Origin of the sequence: Anaerobiospirillum sp. NML120448, from assembly GCF_023050945.1 — a bacterium.
Lineage (GTDB): Bacteria > Pseudomonadota > Gammaproteobacteria > Enterobacterales > Succinivibrionaceae > Anaerobiospirillum.
In genome coordinates this window covers 33,803-56,348 of the sequence record NZ_JALKIM010000018.1, presented here as the reverse complement: position 1 = coordinate 56,348, position 22,546 = coordinate 33,803, and the positions used below count along the sequence as shown (strand labels likewise).

Sequence of the window (22,546 nt, the reverse complement as noted above, 5' to 3'; positions counted from 1 at the left end):
AATGAGAAAGCAGATAAAGCTATTGTGCAAGATATTCGTTTTGTACCTTTAGGAAACTGTTATTTCATTGATGTAGTTTACAAAAATGAAGATGTTGCCAAGGATGTTGCTCTTAATAAAGAGAATATCATGGGTATTGATCTTGGCATTGATAATCTTGCAACCATAGTAATCAATCAGCCGGGTAGTTGCCCTGTTCTGATTAACGGCAAGACAATCAAGACCATCAATAATAGCTACAACAAAGAACGAGCTAGACTTAGTTCAATTGGAAAGCTAGATCTTATTCCTGCTAGATCGGCAAAACGATATAACTGGATTAATGATTACTTTCATAAGGTATCTCGTTATATTGTTGAGTTATGCATCAAAACTGGTACTGGTACAATTGTGATTGGTCATAACAATGGCTGGAAGCAGTCTTGTAATTTAGGGAAGGTAAACAATCAAAAGTTTGTCTTTATCCCTCATAATTCTTTGATAGAGAAGATTAAATACAAGGCTCAAGAGTATGGCATTAATGTGGTTGTAGTAGAAGAGAGCTATACAAGCAAAGCAAGCAGTATAGATCTCGACCCTATTCCAACTTACGGACAAGTCAAAAATCCTGTATTTAGCGGCAAAAGAGTAAAACGCGGACTCTATAAAGCTAAAAATGGTGCATTACTCAATGCTGATGTTAATGGCAGTATTAATATCATAAGAAAAGCATTTGGCGATGATCCTGTAAAGGGGATACTTAAATGCGGCAGTATATACCAGCCGAAAAGGATAACCCTTTGACAATATTGTTTAGGTTATTAGGGCAACTTAATAATCAAGGTAAGAATCTCCATGAATAATGGAGTTGTTCATAGTCAACCAAGCTCCTTGCAAGTGCTTTTTACTCGATGAAGCGCTTATATAATAAATGTATCCGAAATGTCCCTGTAAAGAGACTATCGTAGATAGCGGCTGCGTGTACCAGCCGATGCGGTTAACTCTTTGACCGTATGAGATTTGGCGAGGTTATTAAGGGAAGTTAATAATTATGGTAACCTAAGAGTGAGTAAGGAGGTCTCATAAAAGGGAACCTAGTAACCAACCCAAGAAGCTCCCTCCATAACCGCAAGGTTTGGAGGGAGTAGTTCACGTGCGATCTCTTTATTGCTATTGGCACCTCAGGTGTAGTTTACCCTGCTGCTGGTTTTGCTAGCATTTGTCGCAACCGTGGCATTCCATGTTTAGAGTTTAATCTAGAGCCAAGCTCGGTTCATTCCAACTTTACAAAAGCTTATTATGGCAAGGCTGGCACTACTTTACCTAAGTTTGTTGACTACCTACTCAAAGAAGATAAATTGCCTGAAACTTTATAATAATCGCTTTTAATGGCAGCTATTAAACCTTACAATTAAGCAATTTTATTTTCTTTACCTTAAAGCTGCTTAAGATAAGCCTCATTTTGTTAGGCTTACCTCTTAGTTTTTTAGGTAGCTGATTGGTTTTCTTGAGGCAATTAAAATTTTTTATGACCACCGCTAAAAGCAGTAAATCCCGCTCTAAGAGCAAGGCTGATAGTAGCCAAGATCAATCTACTCTTAACAGCGCAAAAGAGCGCGAGATTCAAGAGTGTACTTGTGGTTGCTGCCATGGAGCTAGCTCTAACGACCATCAATTGGCTGTTGCCAATGGCGAGCTGCTCTCAAGTGATGATGCAGAAATTTTAGCTGCATTCTTTAAGGCCTTATGCGACCCTAGCCGTCTTAATATTGTTTATTTATTACTTAAGCACAAGCAATTATCAGTAGGCGATATTGCCCTGAAAACCAATATGTCAATCTCGGCTGTTTCACACCAATTAGCTACCTTAAGAATGCGCAAACTGGTTACGGTAAAAAGAGATGGTGTCAAAAACTACTATGGATTATGTGATGATCATGTGTTCCAAGTAATTGCCACTGCCATTGAACATATCAAAGAAGATTAATGTGAGCTTTAGCTATTGGTTAGCTTACCTGCCAAAGCCCCTAAGGGCTAAACCCAATTAGTCCCAAGCTAACCGGGCACTAGTGAAAGTTTAGTAAAGTTCGTTAACAACACTACCTGCCTACAGTAAACGAACTTTCGGAAACCTTTCACTAATTCCTTTATTAAAGATAATGGAGCTTAAGCTCATCAAGAGTAAGTACCCAAGCCTTGGCAACTACCACTTACCCTTAGCAATATCCTAAACTCCTTACGCCTCCAGGCACAGACACGCCCAAGGCCTATGGCACAGGCCATAGGGCCTGGCCCTGGCAAAGGCCAGGGCTTAGGTCATAGGCCGAAGGCCCATGGCCTTGACCAGAGCCAGGCATAGCCTCATGTGCCCTCAACTGTTTATTAAAAGATAGAATTTATGAAAACTAAAGTAGCTACACAGCGCCCTATTTACCTTGACAATGCCGCATCTACCCCAATGGATGAAAGAGTTATTGAGGCTATGGTGGCTTGTTTATCTCAAGAGGGCACTTTTGGTAATAGCGCTTCTAAAGATCATGTCTATGGTTGGGAAGCTGCTGAGGTTATTGAAAATGCTCGTGATCAAATTGCTCAAGCTATTGGCTGCTCTCCTTTAGAGATTATCTTTACTTCTGGAGCGACTGAAAGTAATAACTTAGCCCTTAAGGGTCTAAGCTATGCTCAATATAAAATTAACAATCCTCGCCGCACTATTATTACTAGTAGCATTGAGCATAAAGCTGTATTAGAAAGCACTGAGCAATTAGCTCATCATGGCTTTAACATCATCTATTTAAAACCACGCACCGATGGCACTATTAGCGCCGCTATGCTTAAAGAGGCTTTAACTGATGATACCTTCTTAGTATCCATCTCTCAAGCCAACAGCGTGTTAGGCTCAATGAATGATATTGATGAATTAGCCCAAATTACTCAGGATCATGGTGCTCTATTCCACTCTGATTGTGCCCAAAGCAATGGCCTGTATGATTTACATTTAGCTAAATCACCTGTGGCTATGGTAACTTTAACCCCAGAAAAAATTTACGGCCCTAAAGGTGTAGGTGCGCTTTATCTTAAAAAAGACTTGAATATTGAGCTTGAGCCTTTATTAGTTGGCGGTGGCCATGAAAAGGGACTACGTGGCGGTACTTTAGCTACTCATCAAATTGCTGCTATGGGTAAAGCTTTTGAGATCATGGCTCAAGAAAGAGAGCAAGTTATTGCCCATGTTAGTGCTTTAAAAGAGCGCTTGATTGGTCTACTTAAGACTATCGATAATGCTCAAATTAATGGCTATAACGAGGATGGTTCTACCCCTCATTTACCTGGAGTAGTTTCTGTAAGCTTTAAAAATATTGAGGGCCAATATCTTATCCCAAGCTTACGTAAAGTAGCCTGCTCTACTGGTTCTGCTTGTTCCTCTAAAGAGTTAAAGCCAAGCTATGTCTTAAGTGAAATTGGTCTTGATGATGATCTCGCCCGCGCCTCATTACGTCTTTCTATTGGCCGCTACAACACTCAAGAAGACATTGATCTAGCCTTCGAGCAAATCAAGCAAACAGTAGCCATGTTAACCAAAAAATAATTGTTGCTACCTTACAACACTAAAAAACCCAAGCTCCAACAGCAGCTTGGGTTTTTATTTGAATTGGAATTGGGCAACTACACTAGCTTACAAATCGCTAATGGCAATCTCGTACTTAAAGGTAGTTGGAACTTGTGCTTTTAGGGCTACTGTAGTGGCCACTCCTGCCTTTGCAATAGCGTTGTCCTCTTTAATGGACTGCTCAGCTAAATCCCATGCACCAGCAATAGGCTCAATACCTAAACAACAATTCTTACCCTGCCAAGGCTCGAATTTACGACCATAATTACTCATCCACAATAAACAAGTAGGAATTAATTCCTTATCCCAAGATAAAGTAACTTTAATGCCCTTATTCTTGTACTTTAAGATGGCCTGACCATTAGGATGGAGCATCTGGACAATTTCTTCGGTGTGATAAGGCTTTGGTAAATGAGTGCCATCCATAACACTACTATTACCATCAAGATTATGATATTGCTCTTGTAGAGGTATAGCACTTAAAGCATCAAAATGTGCCCCTACTACCAAGCGGCTAACCTTAGGCTCACACTCAATACCATAAACCATACCATCGCCAGCAATTTCCAGCTCAAGCTCGTTATCCTTACCAGCAGTTGGGAATACTGGGTGTACGCCCATAGGAGCGGCACAATCCTTATGAGCAATAACGCTAAAGCTTAGATAAACCCTATCCTCGCCTAACTCAATAGTACGCTCAATGCTCTTTAAATCATTGCTCTGTGGATAGTCATAAACTAAAGTAATTTTGCTCTTATCCTCACTTAGCTCTTTTACTGACCAAGTGCTATGGCATGGTAGACCATGAGGAGCATTAGCTAAAAACAAAGAACTATCAGAGTTAACAAAGCCAAAAGGCACACAAGCCCACTCTCCAGATAAGTGCTCCATGAGGCCTGCTTTATCTTGGTAATAATTTTCCTTGAGCCATGGAGCTTGATGGAAAATAGCATGCTTACTTTCACCTTTAATGGCATATAACTGAGAGAGCATGCCGCCATTAAGATCTACTATAGCTTGTAGAGAGCCTGTTTTTGACTGTAAATAAATAGGATTTTCCATAGACCACCTCGATAATTTCTACATAGCATTATGCATATCTGGAAGCCAGGCTGCGCCTCTTACACCAGAGCTGCCGCCAAATTGAGCTTTGACAATAGGAGTATCAAACTCGCCGCCAAAGATGTATTTGCTAACTTCATTAGGTAGTAAGTCATAAATCTCATCAATATTGGACATACCACCACCTAAGACAATCACATCAGGATCAAGAAAGTTTACATAGTTAGCAATAGCACGGGCTAGACGTGATACATAGTCCTTAAAACACTCACTAGCTAACTCATCGTGAGCATGCATTTTTTCAATAATCTGTAAGCTAGAAAAAGGATAAACCAAAGCATCAGGGTCAAACTGATTAATACGTTTAGCATATTCACGCTCTAAGCCTGTTCCAGAGACAAAAGTCTCAGTACAGTTTTTCTTGCCGCAAAAGCATTTTACGTCTGCCCAGTCTTGCATCTCAGCTTCACTTAACCAAGGTAGTGGATTATGTCCCCACTCACCCCCTAAAAGGTTACGGCCACGCCAGATCTTTTTATCATGCACTAAGCCAGAACCTGAGCCTGTTCCTAAAATTAAGCCCCACACTAATGAACCATCTTTACCAGCACCATCTACAGCCTCGGACAAAGCAAAGCAATTGGCATCATTTTCTAAGAAGATAGCATCATTGTTAACCGCAGCACTTAAATCAGCTTTTAAATCATGACCATTGAGCCAAAAGGAATTGGCATTTTTAATGACATTAGTTTTATTGGAGACAGTACCTGGAATGGCAATACCTATAGGGCACTGACAGTTAATATGCTTTTGGGCATCATTGACTAAGCCACTAATAGTTTTAATGGTGTCAGCATAAGATCCTTTTACCGTACTGACACGCTTTCTAAAACACTCATTACCCTTGTCATCTAAGGCAATAATCTCAGTTTTAGTACCACCTAAATCCACACCTAAACTAAATTTGCTCATAAAAAAACTCCTCAATAACTGCTTAGCTATAATACAACAAAGGCTCACCATCGTAATGGCAAGCCTTTGCTATGAGCTTTAAAGCTAGCTCTCGCTTTAAGAGCTTAGACTAAATAATTACTTGCGAACCTTGTCGTACTCATTACATAAGCACCACTTCATTGGCTCGTCCTCGTCGATCTCGCTAAAGCGTGGGCAGCCAGCTAAGTAAGTATTGTCGGTATGATCATCATTAACCTTAGATACTTCCCAGCTCATTACCTTGCCATCCTCAGCCCAGATGCTGTGATAGAGGCGTGGAGGTAAAGTTACACCAGAACCTACAGGAATACGGATAACATCACCAGGCTTGAAAACAACCTTTTGTGAGTCAAAAGTAATCTCAACAGGACGCTCAGTGTCTAACTTATCATCTTCAGTAGCCCAATAGCACTTAATGCATAAGGTACCACCACCACGGTTTAAAATATCTTCCATCTTGTAGGTATGGAAGTGATAAGGAAGAACCTGACCATCCTCAATGATCATCATCTTCTCAGCATAAGGCTTATTGTAGCGCTCGTCCTTTAAGGAGCCGTTACGTAAAGTGAAAAGGCAGGTGCCTGACTTATAGAAGTCGTCAGAACCATAATCAGTTACGTCCCAACCTAACTCTAAATCAAATACCTCAGCCCAAGAATCCTGATCAGCCTTTTTCCAATCCTCAGCACTGATATAGGCAAACTTAGGTAAAGTCATGTGTAAAGACTTAGAGAACTCGATAGCTTCGTCAACAATTTTATTAATAAAAGAACGCTTCATTCCAAATCGGTACCCTAACCATTAAAACTTTATGGCAAGTACCGCCTCCTTCCTTATTTAGGTTAAAAAAGTTTTGTGCTTCGACAGAGGTTAATAGCTTAGATTTGCCTACCTTGAGCCATATTTACGACTAAAAGCAAAAGGCCAAAAGCTCATATCTACTAAATTAAGAGAGACTAAAGCAATGCTAAGCCCTCAATAACTTATGCAAATGTTTGCATTAATCATAACGTAAAAAGCATGTTTTGTAAGCAAATTATTAATAAATTCGAGACTTAAAACACATTATAAAGTGCATCTTTACAAGACTTTTGCCAAGCCCTCCCTATAAAGCAAACCTTTGCATAAAATCACCTCATAAGAGCGCCCTCTCACGCCCGCTCAATCCACCAAACAAGCAAACGCCCCACCACCATCTATCCACGCCCATCAACACCATATCTAATAGCCAATAGCTACTGCCCTACTGATAATTTCACGGCCAACAAAGCAAAGAGCTAGCCCCTGACAGTCAAGCTCCTAGCGCAGTAACTGGTGCGATGCCATGCCTTGCCATGCCATGCCATGCCATGAAACTATGATTGCCATTAGATTTGGGTATTCAGCTCTGGCGTTAGCCTTGGTTGAGAATCTGGCGTTAGCCCTGTCTCTAGCCCTGGCTCGACATAGTTAAGAATCTGGCATTATCCTTGGTTCTGGCTCTAGCCGTGAGGGATCTGACCTTGGCATTAGCTTTGGCCATGGCTATAGCCTTGGCTGTGGCATTGGCCACTTGGTAGAGGGCTTAGCTGTGGCGTGGGGCTTGAAAGGATTGGATTTAGATGCGAGGTGAGGTGAGCGTAAAAAAGGTCGTTTAGCCTTTTGGCTAAGCGACCTTTAGTGTTATCAATTGAGGTGTAGAGTGAATTAATTGGATATTATAAGAAATCAGCCATGTTCTTCTTGGTGATTACAGATACGCCAGTGTCAACGTACTTCTCACCTAAGTCCTTACCTTCCATAGCAGCTACAGCAGCCTTTACGCCTTCGTAACCCATAACCTCTGGGTTTTGAGCCATAACAGCGGATAACTGACCGCCTCTTACTAAGGAAAGAATCATATTGGACTTATCGAAGCCAACAGCATAAACGCCCTCGCCGAACTCTTTTACAGCATTACCAGCGCCTACAGAAGAACCCTCGTTAGTACCGAATACGGCTACACAGCCTTGGTTGAAGTAGTTAGCAGCAATATCCTTAGCCTTTGCAGTGTCGCCATCAGAGTATTGAGTTGGCAATATCTCATACTTAGTGCCTTCAAAAGCCTTACGGAAGCCTAACTCACGGTTTACAGTGGAGTTGGTAGCAGCGTTAACACCTACGATACCAATACGGCCCTCTTCGACACCATTTTTCTGTAAGGTTTCAATTAACTTCTGACCCGCAGTAGTACCAGCAGCTAAGTTATCTGTAGCAAAGGTCTTTAAACCAGGGAAATCAGCTGGGGAGTCTACATAAATAATCTTTACGCCCTGAGAGTCAGCCTCTTTTAAAGCGGCAGTAACAGCAGTTGGGCCGTTTGCAGCTAACAACAATACATCAGCACCAGCAGCTACAGCATTGTTAATAACTTCGATTTGCTTAGCGTCATCCTTAAGATCAGGAGCATTCCACTGAAGTTTTACATTGCCAAGCTCTTCTGCAGCTTTTGCGGCACCAGCATTAACACGTACCCAGTGTTGGTCGTTTTGATCCATGGTAATTAAGAATACGTTATAGTCCTCAGCCATAGCCATGGAAGAGCTAGTTAAAGCAGCAGCTGCGAAAAGACCACATACGAGACGAGAAAATTTCATAGATAAGGCTCCAAAAGACATTACTATTAAAGCAGCCTGCTAACAAAAGTCTTAACTGTTAGTGGCACTTTCAGTAAAAACACAACGATTGTATGATCTAATAAACGAGACCGTTAAATGCGTCGCCGTAATTAGATAAAAACTATTTAGCATGTGATCTAAAGAGTGTTTAATTTCTTTAGAAGTGAAATAGCAAAATTGTTTAATTGAACAACTACTACAGACTGTAGTTAACAGCAGTCTGTTGTTTATTCTAATCTGAAGAGTTAACAAACCATAGCAACTCATGTCTAAATTGCAGCTTAGATCAAGAACTTAGATACACAACATTAACTATTATGAGCAACTATGGTTTGGATGATATTTTTAAAGTATTCCTAGCTCTTGACTGGATGTAAGAACTTAAAGTTCTTAGTTAAGTTCTTAATGCTGCCAGAGCGGAGCATTACGTCTAAGAGCACAGAAACTACTACAATAATACCAATAACGATATTTCTGATAGCTAGTGGGGCACCAGCAAACTGTAAGCCGTTTTGGAGCACACCCCAGATACCAGCACCAATTACAGTACCTAAGAGTAAGCCTTGACCACCGAAGGTAGATACACCACCAATAACAGAGGCCGCCACAGCATATAACTCATACATGTTGCCAGAGTCCATAGTACCCATACCAGCAGTAGCACAGGTAATTAAACCTACGACACCAGCACAGAATGAGGAGATTAAGTAGGCTGTAGTAATGGTACGAGGTACAGATACACCAGATAATCTTGCAGCTTCCATATTGGAGCCTACAGCATAAATATGGCGGCCAGTACGAGTCTTAGATAACAAGAAAGCAAATACACACCATAATACTAAGGCAATCCAAATAGTATTGTAGATGCCCATAGTTTTGCCATAGTAGAAGAAGTTACGGAAAACCTCAGCGCCTTCACCAATAGAATCAGTATTGAAGTTGTTGTTAACAATCTGAGCAATACCACGAGCAATAGTCATAGTACCCAAGGTGGCAATAAACGCAGCAACCCTACATTTAGATACCAACAAGCCGTTTACTAAACCCACAGCCATACAGCAAGCTAAAGCAATGGCAGAGGCAACCCAAGGATCAAAGCCCTTGGTCATTAAAGTAGCACTGATCATACATGACATACCAACTACCGAGCCGATTGACAAGTCAATCTGTCCAGTAATCAATACGTATGATTGAGCAATACCAATTAATAAAATTGGCGCAATTTGTCGTAACAAGTTGGCCGCATTACGACTAGTTGCAAAGTAAGGGTTTAAATAGGAGAAAGCCAAACATAAGATAATAAGGCCTAGACCTACTGTCACAACCTGTCCCATGCCACGAATGGCAAATAGGCGGCCCAAGAAGCTCTGGTTTTCCATAGAATTTCCCTGATATATAAGTCAAACACTGAGCAAAGAGCGTAAGTTAATTAAGCCTCTGCGCTTTCTTGAGAGAACTTGTCCTCAAAGGTGGTAGCTAATTTCATGACCTTTTCTTGGGTGGCTTCTTTAGCCATTAGCTCACCAGTAACACGGCCATCGCACATGACAATAATGCGATCAGCAATGCCTAAAACCTCTGGTAATTCTGATGATACAAACATTACAGCTACGCCTTCTTGCTTAAGCTTATTCATAATGTTGTAAATTTCTACTTTTGCAGCCACGTCTACACCACGTGTAGGTTCATCAAAGATAACCACTTTAGAATCACGAGCTAACCACTTACCAATTACCACCTTTTGCTGGTTACCACCTGATAAGGAAGCAGCATCATTGTCTACATTAGAAACCTTAATGGCTAAATCCTTAACTTCCTTACCTACGGTATCCATCTCTTGTTTACGATTTACAATACCTAAGGCTTGAGATAACCAATCTAAATTTGGCAAACCAATATTTTCACGAATAGGTAGCTTGGTGCATAAGCCGTCACGCTTACGATCCTCAGGGGCAAGCACAATACCAGCCTTAATAGCATCAGCTACACTATTAATTTTGACCTCTTGGCCATTAACAATAATCTGACCTGACTCTTTAGGGTCTACGCCGAAAATAGCACGGGTGGTCTCAGTACGACCTGCACCCATAAGACCTGCAATGCCTAAAATCTCACCACGACGAACATTTAAGCTAACGTTACGTACCATGCGGCCAGCATTGAGGTTTTTAACTTCGAATAAGGTCTCACCTACTTCACACTCAACACGTGGGAAGCGATCAGTAATCTCACGGCCCACCATATGAGCAATGATTTGATCCATCTTGTTCTCATCAAAATCCATAGAGGTAATGTAGTGACCATCACGCATAATGGATACACGATCAACAATGTGCTTGAGTTCTTCTAAGCGGTGGGAAATATACACAATAGACACGCCCTCACTCTTGAGGCGGCGAATCATATTGAATAAATCTGCAATTTCATTGGAGGTTAAGGCAGAGGTTGGCTCGTCCATAATCAAAATACGAGCATTACAAGAAAGAGCCTTAGCAATTTCAACAATCTGCTGCTTAGCAACAGATAAAGTAGAGGTAATAGCAGTTGGAGGGAAGTCTACATTCAAGTGATCTAATACTTCTTTAGCGGCAGCGTTCATTTCCTTTTGGCGTACCCAAAAGCCGCCTGCTGATACCTTTTCTCTACCCAAGAAGATATTTTCAGCTACAGTTAAGTGCTGACACATATTTAACTCTTGGTGAATAATAGCAATACCTAGCTCACGAGCTAAATCACCTGTTTGCACCTTAATATCTTGACCGAAGATCTGCATTTGACCGCTATCACGGGTATAAATACCACTTAAGATCTTCATTAAGGTGGACTTACCAGCGCCGTTTTCACCCAATAGGGCTAATACTTCACCCTTGCGTAGTTCAAAATCAACATCAACTAAGGCAGGCACGCCATTGAACGACTTGCAGATCTTAGATAATTTAACTACTACCTCTTTAGATTCAGCAGCGTTGGTGGTATTTGATTGAACATTGTTTTCCATATTCAATACCCTCAGAAACATGTGAAATAAAACTACAAAAATGGCAGGCTTGTTAATTTTAGACAGGTATCTATCATAAAAACGAGAGATAGTTCTCATTTGGTTGGTATATTTTGCAAACGATTGCAATTATTCAAGCGCAGATCACATTTTATTAAGGTGTTGTTAAAATTGTCTAACTTCTCATATCTAAGCCAAATGTTTTTAAATAATTAGTAGTTATTTTTAGTAAAATGGCTATTAACATAGCAGCATTGAGCCCTACAAGCCTCCGCAAAACTGCAAAAGTTAAGCTAACGTTGCTATGATTTTAGGTTATAAAGAGACCTAACTAGGTCTGATACAATTATCTTAGTAGTTCGAGATTGGCACTAACAACTATTGCTCTTAATCTGGACTTAATGCTAATGTTTGCATAATAGCTAATCTTATTGTTGGAGAGTGTATCTGCTATGCCTGAGTCTTTAATTGATATTGCTCGTAAGCTGAACGTAGCCCCATCTACTGTGTCTCGCGCCATATCAGCACCTGATAAGGTTGCAGCCAAAACACGCCAAAAGATTCTCAACTACATCAAAGAAACAGGCTACCATCCAAATATTTCAGCTCGCAATTTACGAAAGCAACAATCTAAGACTATTGGTATTGTAGTAAATGATTTGTGCGACAGCCTCATTGCTCAAGCTGCCAACATTATGCAGGACATAGCTTTTAAAAGAGGTTATTTCCCTGTACTGCTTTCCACTGATGAAAGTCGCACTAAAGAGCGTGAGTCAATCGAGCGTCTTTTAGTACTCAATGTTTGTGGTGTGGTTATTATTCCATCCTCTACCACAGCCTCTTTACTGGATCACTTTAATCATATTCCAGTAGTGGAATTAGACCGCTCCACCTCAACTTGTAAGAATGATGAATTTAGAATGGATGACACCGCAGCTATGCAAATGGCTACTTCCTATTTAAAGGAGCAAGGCTGTAAACATCTTAGTGTTATCTTTGGCAATATCGACCGTATTTCATCTTTTAAATCACGTCATTTAGCACTCTTAAACTGCTCTCAAGAGCTTGAGTACAATTCTTACTTTATTAAAGGAGTAAATGCTCAAGATTTAATTGATGGTGCCCGCAAACTTACTAATACCATTATTGAGAGTAATAAGAATTTCTCTGTAGAAGAAATAGGCTCAGACTTAAATAAAGAGGTAGCGCAGCTTTTGCTTGAGAGTAGTGATAACCCTGCTAAGATCACAGGGCAAAATCCTATTGATGGCTTTATTGCAGCTAACCACTCCATTGCAGCTGGTATTGTGCAAGGCTTTTATGATCAGGGACTTGAGGTTAATAAAGATTTAAAGGTATTTACCTTTGATAACCCTGATTGGATTTCTATCTTGCCTTATAAGATGCCTTCTTTAACCCATCCTTTAGTTAAGGCAGCTGATTTAGCCATTAATCGCCTAATAGATCGTATTGAGCATAAATACTCAGATAATGTTGAAGCCCGTCTATTAAGACCTCAACTATGTGTAGACAAAAGCAGCCAAGCTTAAGGCACCCCCTACCAGCCCCTAAAGGCCCTGCCAGCCTATCTTGCCCAGATGGCGCTGTTATGCATGCCAGGCCCTGCACGCACCACAAGCCCTAAAGGCCCTCTTAGTACTAGCTAGAGCCAGAGCTTAATCTAGAGCATAAGCTGGTACTGGCGCTGGCGCTGGCAACTTGTTGCCAGCCTAAGCAACCATCTTAATGCCAGTCCTAACAGGCATTAAGCAGTAAACATGCATGCTTACTTGCTTACTTTTTTAGGGCCTCAAATTTCTTTAGGACATCTTTAGCTTGGTCTTTGAGGAGTTTGTCTTTTAAATTTTGCTGCTCGATAGCTTTTTGATCGCTTTTGGCTACTAGTTCTTGACGCTCAAAACGCATGATTTCCATAAGAGCATAGCGATATTCTAAATAGCCAGTTACATTGGTAGCAGCGCATAAATGGAAAAGATCATAGGCTCTCTTATATTGACCATCAAAAGCGGCATCTTTAGCCATATAAAAATAGGCTTCACAAAGACGGCGGGCTCGCTCTACCTTATCAATATCGGCCTCTTTAAGATCCTGAATCAATGTTTGAGAGCTAATATCTCCTGCTAAGAAATCAAGCACCTCTAAGCCCCAAGGCACTTCCTTATCCACAGCAGCTCTACGCTTAGCTAAATGCTCTAAAGCATAGTCTTTACCATAGGCCTGACGCTCTGCAATGTATAACCAAGCCATACGGAAAGGATCATTGTGGTCAAAAGAGTAAAACTTTTCTAAATCACTAATAGCTAATTTAGCTCTATCTCCATAGTAAAGGGCAATGCCACGATTAAAGTAGGCATACTTCTCATCAGGATCTAACTCTAAAACCGAGTCATAAGCATCGTAAGCATCAGCAAAACGCTCAGCACTAGCTAAGTAAATACCTAAGAAATTATAGGCTTGAGCATAATCTGGCACTTCGATAAGGGAGCTTAGGAACATATTGCGGGCTGTTACATCCAATCCTAAGCGATCGTAAATAATGCCTAATTGATAGAGTATTTGGGCCTTTTGCTCATGAGTTAAGTTTTCTTTACCTAAAGCCTGAGTAAATTGAGTAATTAACATTTGATATTGTTCACGCTCAATAACATCAGGTGTTACTAATATGATCTCATCACTAGGAATAGAAAACTTTGAATTTAAAGCTGGAGTAAAGACATTTACCTCATCACTTACTACAGAACAAGCACTTAAAGCACCTAAAGACAAGCCTAGACTTGCCCCTAAAATAACTTTATAAAACACCTGCTTTAAGCTTAAATCCGCCATGTTCCAACCTCAAAAATGCCACTCAACTTTGCTTGATAAGCTATAGAAAAACCTTAAGACAACAATTTCTTATTATATGAGCTTAATAAGATCTTTTGGATCCTTGTACAAAATTAATCATATTGGTTTTTCGCAAAAAAATTCTTATTGCAAAATACCTACTATTTGCCATATAATCAAGCTACTTTAGGGGGTGATTCTGGATTCGACCGGAAGTTGCCGAGCCTGAGGTGCATGTCGAGGGCGGATTGCCTCGCTAAAAGTCCATTAAAATAGTCGCAAACGACGAAAACTACGCTTTAGCAGCTTAAAACACTGCGTAAGGCCATCAGAGCTAATGCCCTGCTAGTGTCGCTTAGCAAATCTGGTGTCAGTTTCTTCACTAGCTCGTGTGGAAGCCCCGCTTGAGGTGGAAGCATTAAATTTTTTATCAAGCTGGGTACTCGGTGGCGTGACTCTCCGCAGCCAGTACTAAGATCAAAGAGAAGTCTAAGCATGTAGTACCAACGGTAGAGCCTTTTGGGACGTGGGTTCAAATCCCACCACCTCCACCAAATCTAGATTTCTAAGAGCAGGCCTCATTTTGCACGTTAGCCCGTCCAATTTGAGGCCTGTTTGCATTTTTATCTCATACAACATCCTGCCTAATTTGCATTAAAATCTAAGCTACACAACGCATCTATCTTTTCTCTATTGAGGTATTTATGCTTTTGCCTATTGCGGCCATTATTGCTGGCCTTATTTTATTGGTTTGGAGTGCCGATCGCTTTGTAGATGGTTCTGCTGCGACCGCACGCTATTTTGGTATGCCCTCACTGCTCATTGGAATTATCATTGTAGGCTTTGGAACATCAGCTCCTGAGATGGTAGTTTCAGCACTGGCGGCAACTGCGGGTAATCCTGGTATTGCTCTTGGCAACGCTTATGGATCAAATATTACTAATATAGGTCTTATTCTTGGCTTTACTGCCTTAATTAGCCCAATTGCTGTTTCTAGCCAAGTGGTACGTAAAGAATTACCTATTTTATTAGCTATTAGTGCCATGGCTGCCTGGCAAATCTATGATGGTGAGCTAACTCGCCTTGATGCCATTATCTTATTAGCTGTCTTTGCTTTGATTATGGGCACCACCATTTACCAAGAGCTCAAAAAGAAAAATCATGCCCCTCAAGATGCCCAAGACACCCAAGACGCTCAAGAGAGCAGCATGTCCTTGCCAAAAGCTATTATGTGGCTAGTATTAGGTTTAGTGCTCTTGATTGTTAGCTCTCGTATGTTGGTATGGGGCGCTGTAGAAATAGCTCATGCTTTAGGCATTAGTGATTTAATTATTGGACTTACCATTGTTGCCGTAGGAACTTCACTACCTGAGCTTGCCTCATCAATTATTGCCGCCATTAAAAATGAGCATGATATTGCGCTGGGTAATATTATTGGATCCAATCTTTTTAATACCTTAGCTGTGGTAGGTATTGCAGGCTCTATTGCGCCAATGGAAGTGTCTTTTGAGGTATTAACTCGAGATGTCACTGTAATGTGCGCTTTAACTGTGGCCCTATTAATCTTTGCCTTAGGCAAAAAGGGTAAAGCTCGCATTAATCGCTTTGAAGGTGCGCTACTATTACTTAGCTATATTGCCTACACTGTATATTTAATAAGCACAGCCTTCTTTGCAACTAGCCATTAGAAACTAATGGCTTGTGCATATATAAAAAAACCACCAGGTGTTAACTTGGTGGTTTTTTGTTGGCATAGCATCCAATGCCACTAAATTAAGAGAACTTTAGTAGCTACTCTAGATCCCATGCCTAATGAGAGTCTAAAGAAATTATGAGAAATTCTGTTCTTATTAACGGTTTAATAAGTTTAAAGCTACTTGTGGACGCTGGTTAGCTTGAGTAAGAATAGTTGCAGTTGCCTGCTGAATAATGTTCTGCTGAGTTAAGTTAGCAGTCTCTTCGGCAAAGTCAGTATCACGGATAGTAGCACGTGAAGAGGCAACATTTTCCTTAATAGAATCTTGGTTACGTACAGTAGCCTCAAAACGATTTTGTAAAGCACCAAGCTCAGCACGCTTGCGGTTAATGGCGTTAATCATGCCATCAATACCAGCTAAAGTTTTCTGAGCATTCTCAGCAGTAGAAATATTGATGCCTGGAGTGTTGCCATGGTTGTTCTGAAAGATATCAGAATACTTTAATTTTTCATTTTGACCAATCTGACCATCGCCATTAGCATCGTAATCGAAAGTTGCACCAGAGTACTTGGCGGCTAAAGCAGCAATGCCAGTTACGTCCATAGCTTGGGTAAGATCAATCTTTACGATAGAAGAAGGATCGGCACCTAATTGGAAGGTAGAGATACCTGCACGGCCATTGAGCACATCAGCGCCAGCAAAGGTGGTGTCCTCAGCGATACGCTGGATTTCATCAGCTAAAGCATTAACCTCTACTTGTAAGGCCTTGCGGTCTTGCTCGGTATTGGTACCGTTAGCTGATTGAACAGATAAAGTACGAATACGCTGGAGCATATTGGTTACTTCGTCCAATGCGCCTTCAATGGTTTGGCAGAAAGCTAAAGCATCCTGAGTATTACGATTGCCTTGGGTTAAGCCGTCTAACTGGGTAGTAAGATTGTTGGCTACCTGAATACCTGCTGCATCATCCTTTGCCTTATTAATGCGAAGGCCAGAGGATAATCTTTGGTAAGAAACGTCTAAAGAGTCATTAGCACGTTGAGCAGCACGTTGAGCATACAAAGATGAAATATTGGTATTAATAAATAAAGCCATTTCCTTAAACTCCATTTCGTTTCATCGCTTTAAAGCGATGAGCCCATGAGAACTATGTTTTCTCTCTCTCTCTTTATTAGACCGCAGTCTAATAATCTCTTTAATTTCTCTTAATTCATGGGCGTATTTATCGCAATTTTGAATAAGCGGCAAGATTTGTTATCTTGAATCGCTTATCTTAAGCTATGCACTATTTGTGCCAACACTAAAAGCCCCAGGCAAATGGCTTAAATAAGGGCTTTGTTGTTTAATCTTATCTTATGTTTACTTTCTTAATTTGCTATTGCGGCAAAGATATTTATCCTGAGATTGAGTGGGCTTTAGTCTTTATTCCTAGCTTAAATAAGCTTAACTTGCTAAAATTGCCAGTATTGTTTTTAACTTGAGGATGATATGGCTCAATTCATTTTTACTATGAATCGTGTGGGCAAAGTTGTGCCCCCTAAGAGACAGATCTTAAATAACATTTCTTTGTCTTTCTTTCCTGGTGCCAAAATTGGTGTTTTAGGTCTTAATGGTGCTGGTAAATCCACTTTAATTAAGATCATGGCTGGTGTTGACCAAGATTATGAGGGTGAGGCACGTCCACAACCTGGTATTAAGATTGGCTATCTACCTCAAGAGCCAAAGCTCGACCCAGAAAAGACTGTAAAGGAAGTCATTCAAGAGGCTTTCGGTGAGGTAAATGATGCCTTAGTTCGTTTAGACGAGGTATATGCTGCCTACGCTGACGAAAATGCTGACTTTGACGCATTAGCTAAAGAGCAAGCTAAGCTTGAGGCTATTATTCAGGCTCATGATGGCCACAATTTAGATAGCCAGATTGATAGAGCTGCTGATGCTTTACGTCTACCAAACTTTGATCGCCAAATTAAGGTGTTATCAGGTGGTGAGCGTCGTCGTGTTGCTTTATGCCGTTTATTATTAGAGCGTCCTGATATGCTCTTATTAGACGAGCCTACCAACCACTTAGACGCTGAGTCTGTAGACTGGTTAGAGCAATTCTTACATCAATATCCAGGTACTGTAGTTGCTGTAACCCACGATCGTTACTTCCTTGATAACGTAGCTGGTTGGATCTTAGAGTTAGACCGTGGTGAGGGTATTCCTTGGCAGGGTAACTACTCAAGCTGGCTTGAGCAAAAAGACCAACGTCTACAAATTGAAGAAAACACTGAAAGCGCACGCCGCCGCTCTATTGAGCGTGAGCTTGAGTGGGTTCGTCAAGGCGCTCGTGGCCGTCAGGCTAAGTCCAAGGCCCGTTTAAGCCGCTTTGAGGAGCTTTCTTCTGTAGAGTACCAACGTCGTAACGAAACCAACGAGTTATACATTCCACCTGGGCCACGTTTAGGTGATTCAGTATTAGAGGTTAAGAACCTTTGTAAGTCCTATGACGATCAGGTATTAATCGATAATCTCTCTTTCACCTTACCAAAGGGCTCTATCGTTGGTATTATCGGCCCTAACGGTGCTGGTAAGTCCACCTTATTCCGCATGATTACTGGTATTGAGAAGCCAGATTCAGGTGAGATTAAGTTAGGCGATACCGTAGTAACTGCCTATGTAGAGCAGTTCCGTGATGAAATGAATGACGACAATACTGTATTCGAGGAAATTTCACACGGCCAGGATATCTTAAGAATCGGTACTTACGAGATCCCATCTCGTGCTTATATTGGTCGCTTCAACTTTAAGAGCACCGATCAGCAAAAGCGCGTAGGTGATTTATCTGGTGGTGAGCGTGGTCGTTTACAATTAGCTAAGTTACTCCAAGTTGGTGGTAACTTATTATTGTTAGACGAGCCTACTAACGATCTTGATGTTGAAACCTTACGTGCTCTTGAGAATGCCTTATTAGAGTTCCCAGGCTCTGCTATGGTTATTTCCCACGATCGCTGGTTCTTAGATCGTATTGCTACCCACATCTTAGACTACGGTGATGAGGGTCAAGTACGCTTCTTTGAGGGCAACTATACTGAGTATGAGGCCTGGAAGAAGAAAGAATTAGGTGAGGAAGCTCAACCACACCGTCTCAAGTTCAAGAAAGTTTCTAAGTAATAGTTAGAACTATCTAAACTTCATAAAAAAAGCGCCCTCCTAATTAAAGGAGCGGCGCTTTTTTTAGCATCAAAACATTATCGGCCTAAGGTTAAATGTTTGACCAGGTAATGCCCTGGTGGTTTTAATGCTTGCTTTTCAATACCATAGCCAGCCTTTTGAGCTGAGCGTAAAGCCTTAATATCGTTCATATCAGATACTGTAGAAAGGGCATTTAAATTGCCAAAGTCATAAGTCTTAATAGAATAGCGACGTAATGCAGTTGCAATACCCTTACCCTGTAAACTTGGATGAACCCCCACATAAAGGCCATGTAAGATATGTTGCTCAATTTCGCCTTCATTGAGCATGAAACACTCATATCCTACTACTTTACCTTCTTTATCCAGTACCACTGAAACCAGCTCTGGAGATCTAAAGCGATAAAGCCATACTAGCCAATTAAGCATAGGCACACGAAATAGCTGTGAGTGTAAAATTTGGATTTCTTTTAAGTATTTAACTTTGCCAGTGGCAAAAGTATATTCTCCAAATTGCTCGGTTTCGTGATGGCGCATAATATGACGAGCATATCGCTGATTCATTTTCCATAGCTGAATGTTATGGCTAAAATGATGTAGTTCCATGACTTTCCTTATTACTTACAATCCTTCGACAATAGTTACCCATAAGCGCCATGCTAAAAGTTTTAAAAACTATTGCTTACCTGTAAGAGCATGTGTTTTCTCAAAAAAGCACTTATCCCTAATAAAAATACCCAATTGCGCCTCTAAGCTCAATACAAAAAGCACCTAATAAGGGCGACAATAAAATTCAGTTTGGTCTCTTGGTCTAAGCCAAGCTTGTAATTATCTACTTTATATCCTATTTCTAGATGCTGAGTAAAATATATTAACTATTATGTAGTTTTGTGATGCAGGGCAAAGCTTAGCTACCAATATTTTAGATATTAAGGCTCACAAGGTTGGCGGTAGCCAAACAAAAGGCCCCACCATAATTACTTATAGTGAGGCCTATTAATTAAAAATTAGAAATTTTTAGTAAAGAGTAAAGAGGTTATGTAAAGACTCAATTGGCTTGTGACCACGGGACTCTAAGAAGTCTAATACCTTCATAGGGCTAGTATTGATTACCTTATCATAACGGATACCAGCCTCTTCAATAACCTGCTCTGCCTCCTTAAAGTTACCTAAGAAGTAGCAAACATGAGCATCTGAGCCTAAAGCAATAATATTACCTACCTCATTAGCCATCTTAGCTACCTTGACGCAATTGTCATGGCTACCAAAACGAGTATTAATACCAGAAGAGGAATTAAGCTCGATTGCTACATTATGTTCCTTAGCACATTCGCAAACAGCACGAATATCTACAGGATACTTAGGATTTCCTAGGTGAGTAATGATATCTACTTTACCTGAGGCAATAACTTTCTTAACAATTTCAGTGTGCTCTGCCTCAGTAGTAGGATCTAAACTTGGATGGAAACCAGCTAATACAATATCGAGACGATCAAGAATGTAGTCTTCAAGATCAATAGTGCCATCAGCACGTAAATTAGCCTCTACACCACGTAAAATAGCAATATTATCTACTACATGAGGGATAACACGTAAGTTGCCAAAATGCCATGGATGAGGAGCGTCAGGAACATCAGGGCCATGATCTGTGGTGGCAAACATAGCAATGCCATTTTTCTGGGCTTGTAAAACATAATCGTTGATAGTGCTGTAGGCATGATCGCTTGCAACAGTATGGGTGTGAAGATCTACCAAGAAACGCATTTTCATCTCCTCGTCAATTTATGGCTAATAGTGAGCTTGTTGCCTGACATGCACCCACTAAATTCTTATCGATTAAGATTAATATTTTAGAGCTTATTATCTTTACTTGCTAGTTTGTAAAGTAGAGCTCTTTACTCAACAATTGGTTGCCAGTTTGGAGTCTCATAAGCGGCAAAACACATCTTTAGTTGCTCTAGCGATGTAGTTGAGGTTCTTAAATTGTCAGTAGGCAATTCATCAAGGCTAAAGAAACGTCGCTGCGAAGTTTCAATATTATCCACAAAATGACCAGGGCCTGCCTTACATAAGACAAAGGCCTTGAGACAACCTGCTAAATTTTCAGGATCATTGTGTTTGTTTTTATCTAAGATCGCAATAAGCTTAACAGGGCAGACCTCCATACATGCCTCTTCACGAATTTCTTTAATCGTGTTTTGCATAATAGTGAGGTTTTCATCGCACCATCCGCCAGGTAAACTCCATTTTCCAGATAGTTTTTCTTTAACAAGCAAGATCTGACCTTGCTCATTAAAAACTGCGCCACGAGTATCAAGCTGCGGAGTCTTATAGCCCTCAGTACACCAATTACTTTTAATGACCTCTGCCTTTTCATCAACATATAAAGCCGCCATTTGAGAGGCAATTTCCCCTAGACGCTCATAGCGCTCTTTATCAAAACGATCCTTTACATAAGTTAGACCGATTTGTCCTATAGCATTAATTTCACGTGCCCAATTATGAAGTTGACGAGCAAGAGAGTGATCATCCTCTTTGGCGCTTAATACACTAAGAATTTCCCATACATTCTTAAAATAATGGGCGCACTTAAGAAAATCTGCACCTCGGTAATCCCATACTGCTAAACCAAAATCAACGCCCGCACTATTAGCACACTGCAAATCGGTATGTGCATCACCAATAAAGAGAATTTCCTCTCTTTTAGCTCCTGTTTGCTCCATATAAAGCAAAATGGAGTCTGGGGCAGGCTTTGGTCTTTTTACATCGTTAGCACAAATAGCTCGTTCAATATAAGGACTAAGAGGCTCAGGAATATGGCCACCCAATGGGCCGCCCATAGGCATACCTCTGGTTCTAGAGGTTACTACCGCCAAGTGATAGCCTTGCTCTTTTAAAATTGATAGTAGTGGAATAACGCCATCATACAAGCGACACATATGGCTCTTGGTATGAACAAGTTCAATCCACTCTTTTAAAATCATTTGGCCCTTGTCTTGCGGCACACCTAAGATTTTTAAGCACTCTACCCCTGGCAGACCAAAGATATCAGCAAAATCATTTAAGCCACGGCCATGATTAGGTACATAGCGATCTAAAAGCTCAATTAAGCTTGAGATATTAGCTTCATAGGTATCTACTAAAGTGCCATCAACATCAAAAAGGATATGCTTATACTTGCTCATACAAACTAAACTCCCAAGACCAAATTCTTAACTATCTTAGTCCTATCATTGCATGTATGGTAATCATTATACTTAGCAAACCTATCTTATTACCCTATTGCACCAGTGCAAATAGCCCTTGTTTTAAACTTTGTGAGCTCCCGCTCATAGAGTAAAAGATCTATATGCCACTTTACTACCACTTCGTTAAATCTAAGTATCACTCTAACGCCCGCCCAGCACATCAGCACATCAGCGCCACCAATCAAGCCCCCGCAAGGCAAGGCAAACCAAGCCACAGCCAACAACAGCAAGCCCCAATAAAGCAAAGGCAAACCACCCCAAGACAAGTGAAGTTAATACCAAACCACCCAAGCAATTCACCAT

Annotated in this window: 17 protein-coding genes and 1 other RNA gene; 7 read left to right on the top strand and 11 right to left on the bottom strand. The window is 40.8% G+C overall.

Features of this window, described 5'->3' with window-relative positions:
- From MXE38_RS05145 to MXE38_RS05135, 3 genes are all read left to right on the top strand, one after another.
- On the top strand, window positions 1–783 hold a 783-nt coding region (locus tag MXE38_RS05145; RefSeq protein WP_246912883.1), incomplete at its 5' end, for a transposase.
- Window positions 784–1,507: 724 nt separating this feature from the next.
- Window positions 1,508–1,966 carry a metalloregulator ArsR/SmtB family transcription factor gene (locus MXE38_RS05140; RefSeq protein ID WP_246912881.1) on the top strand — a complete coding sequence of 153 codons (459 nt, stop codon included), beginning with the start codon at window positions 1,508–1,510 and terminating at the stop codon, window positions 1,964–1,966.
- Between the two features lie 411 nt (window positions 1,967–2,377).
- A complete protein-coding gene (locus tag MXE38_RS05135; RefSeq protein WP_246912878.1) occupies window positions 2,378–3,568 on the top strand; it encodes a cysteine desulfurase family protein in 1,191 nt (396 codons plus the stop codon).
- An 87-nt stretch (window positions 3,569–3,655) separates the two neighbouring features.
- On the opposite strand, the gene MXE38_RS05130 is transcribed toward MXE38_RS05135, so the two are convergent.
- From MXE38_RS05130 to MXE38_RS05105, 6 genes are all read right to left on the bottom strand, one after another.
- Window positions 3,656–4,651, bottom strand: coding sequence for a hypothetical protein (locus MXE38_RS05130; RefSeq protein WP_246912875.1), 996 nt, complete (start codon window positions 4,649–4,651; stop codon window positions 3,656–3,658).
- 18 nt (window positions 4,652–4,669) lie between these two features.
- Window positions 4,670–5,623 (bottom strand): ROK family protein, encoded by a 954-nt coding sequence (locus tag MXE38_RS05125; RefSeq protein ID WP_246912873.1) that lies wholly within the window; start codon window positions 5,621–5,623, stop codon window positions 4,670–4,672.
- 117 nt (window positions 5,624–5,740) lie between these two features.
- A complete protein-coding gene (locus tag MXE38_RS05120; protein WP_246912871.1) occupies window positions 5,741–6,424 on the bottom strand; it encodes a D-lyxose/D-mannose family sugar isomerase in 684 nt (227 codons plus the stop codon).
- 917 nt (window positions 6,425–7,341) lie between these two features.
- Complete coding sequence (locus MXE38_RS05115) at window positions 7,342–8,259, bottom strand: substrate-binding domain-containing protein (protein WP_246912870.1); 918 nt, start codon at window positions 8,257–8,259, stop codon at window positions 7,342–7,344.
- A gap of 377 nt (window positions 8,260–8,636) precedes the next feature.
- Complete coding sequence (locus MXE38_RS05110; RefSeq protein WP_246912869.1) at window positions 8,637–9,659, bottom strand: ABC transporter permease; 1,023 nt, start codon at window positions 9,657–9,659, stop codon at window positions 8,637–8,639.
- 50 nt (window positions 9,660–9,709) lie between these two features.
- The gene (locus MXE38_RS05105; RefSeq protein ID WP_246912868.1) at window positions 9,710–11,278 is read right to left on the bottom strand and encodes a sugar ABC transporter ATP-binding protein; all 1,569 of its coding nucleotides are present in this window, start codon (window positions 11,276–11,278) and stop codon (window positions 9,710–9,712) included.
- 452 nt (window positions 11,279–11,730) lie between these two features.
- On the opposite strand from MXE38_RS05105, the gene MXE38_RS05100 reads away from it, so the two are divergent.
- Entirely contained in the window at window positions 11,731–12,828 is a 1,098-nt protein-coding gene (locus MXE38_RS05100; RefSeq protein ID WP_246912867.1) for a LacI family DNA-binding transcriptional regulator, read from the top strand.
- Between the two features lie 244 nt (window positions 12,829–13,072).
- On the opposite strand, the gene nlpI is transcribed toward MXE38_RS05100, so the two are convergent.
- Complete coding sequence (nlpI, locus tag MXE38_RS05095; RefSeq protein ID WP_246912866.1) at window positions 13,073–14,125, bottom strand: lipoprotein NlpI; 1,053 nt, start codon at window positions 14,123–14,125, stop codon at window positions 13,073–13,075.
- A 189-nt stretch (window positions 14,126–14,314) separates the two neighbouring features.
- Between nlpI and ssrA the strand changes: the two genes are divergently transcribed.
- Both ssrA and MXE38_RS05085 read left to right on the top strand, forming a co-directional pair.
- Window positions 14,315–14,679, top strand: a transfer-messenger RNA (tmRNA) gene (gene ssrA / locus MXE38_RS05090).
- Between the two features lie 150 nt (window positions 14,680–14,829).
- Window positions 14,830–15,813 (top strand): calcium/sodium antiporter, encoded by a 984-nt coding sequence (locus tag MXE38_RS05085; RefSeq protein WP_246912864.1) that lies wholly within the window; start codon window positions 14,830–14,832, stop codon window positions 15,811–15,813.
- A gap of 162 nt (window positions 15,814–15,975) precedes the next feature.
- On the opposite strand, the gene MXE38_RS05080 is transcribed toward MXE38_RS05085, so the two are convergent.
- The gene (locus MXE38_RS05080) at window positions 15,976–16,917 is read right to left on the bottom strand and encodes a flagellin (RefSeq protein ID WP_246912863.1); all 942 of its coding nucleotides are present in this window, start codon (window positions 16,915–16,917) and stop codon (window positions 15,976–15,978) included.
- Window positions 16,918–17,310: 393 nt separating this feature from the next.
- Here MXE38_RS05080 and ettA point away from each other — a divergent pair, with 393 nt between their 5' ends.
- Window positions 17,311–18,975: an energy-dependent translational throttle protein EttA gene (gene ettA, locus MXE38_RS05075; protein WP_246912857.1), complete on the top strand. Its 1,665-nt coding sequence runs from the start codon at window positions 17,311–17,313 to the stop codon at window positions 18,973–18,975.
- Between the two features lie 77 nt (window positions 18,976–19,052).
- On the opposite strand, the gene MXE38_RS05070 is transcribed toward ettA, so the two are convergent.
- The 3 genes from MXE38_RS05070 to MXE38_RS05060 all read right to left on the bottom strand — a co-directional run bounded on the left by MXE38_RS05070 (window position 19,053) and on the right by MXE38_RS05060 (window position 22,180).
- Window positions 19,053–19,601, bottom strand: a complete 549-nt coding sequence (locus MXE38_RS05070; protein ID WP_246912852.1) for a GNAT family N-acetyltransferase — start codon at window positions 19,599–19,601, stop codon at window positions 19,053–19,055.
- Window positions 19,602–20,012: 411 nt separating this feature from the next.
- Complete coding sequence (locus MXE38_RS05065; RefSeq protein ID WP_246912848.1) at window positions 20,013–20,759, bottom strand: phosphatase; 747 nt, start codon at window positions 20,757–20,759, stop codon at window positions 20,013–20,015.
- Window positions 20,760–20,890: 131 nt separating this feature from the next.
- Window positions 20,891–22,180, bottom strand: a complete 1,290-nt coding sequence (locus MXE38_RS05060) for an NUDIX hydrolase N-terminal domain-containing protein (protein ID WP_246912844.1) — start codon at window positions 22,178–22,180, stop codon at window positions 20,891–20,893.
- Window positions 22,181–22,546 lie beyond the last annotated feature (366 nt).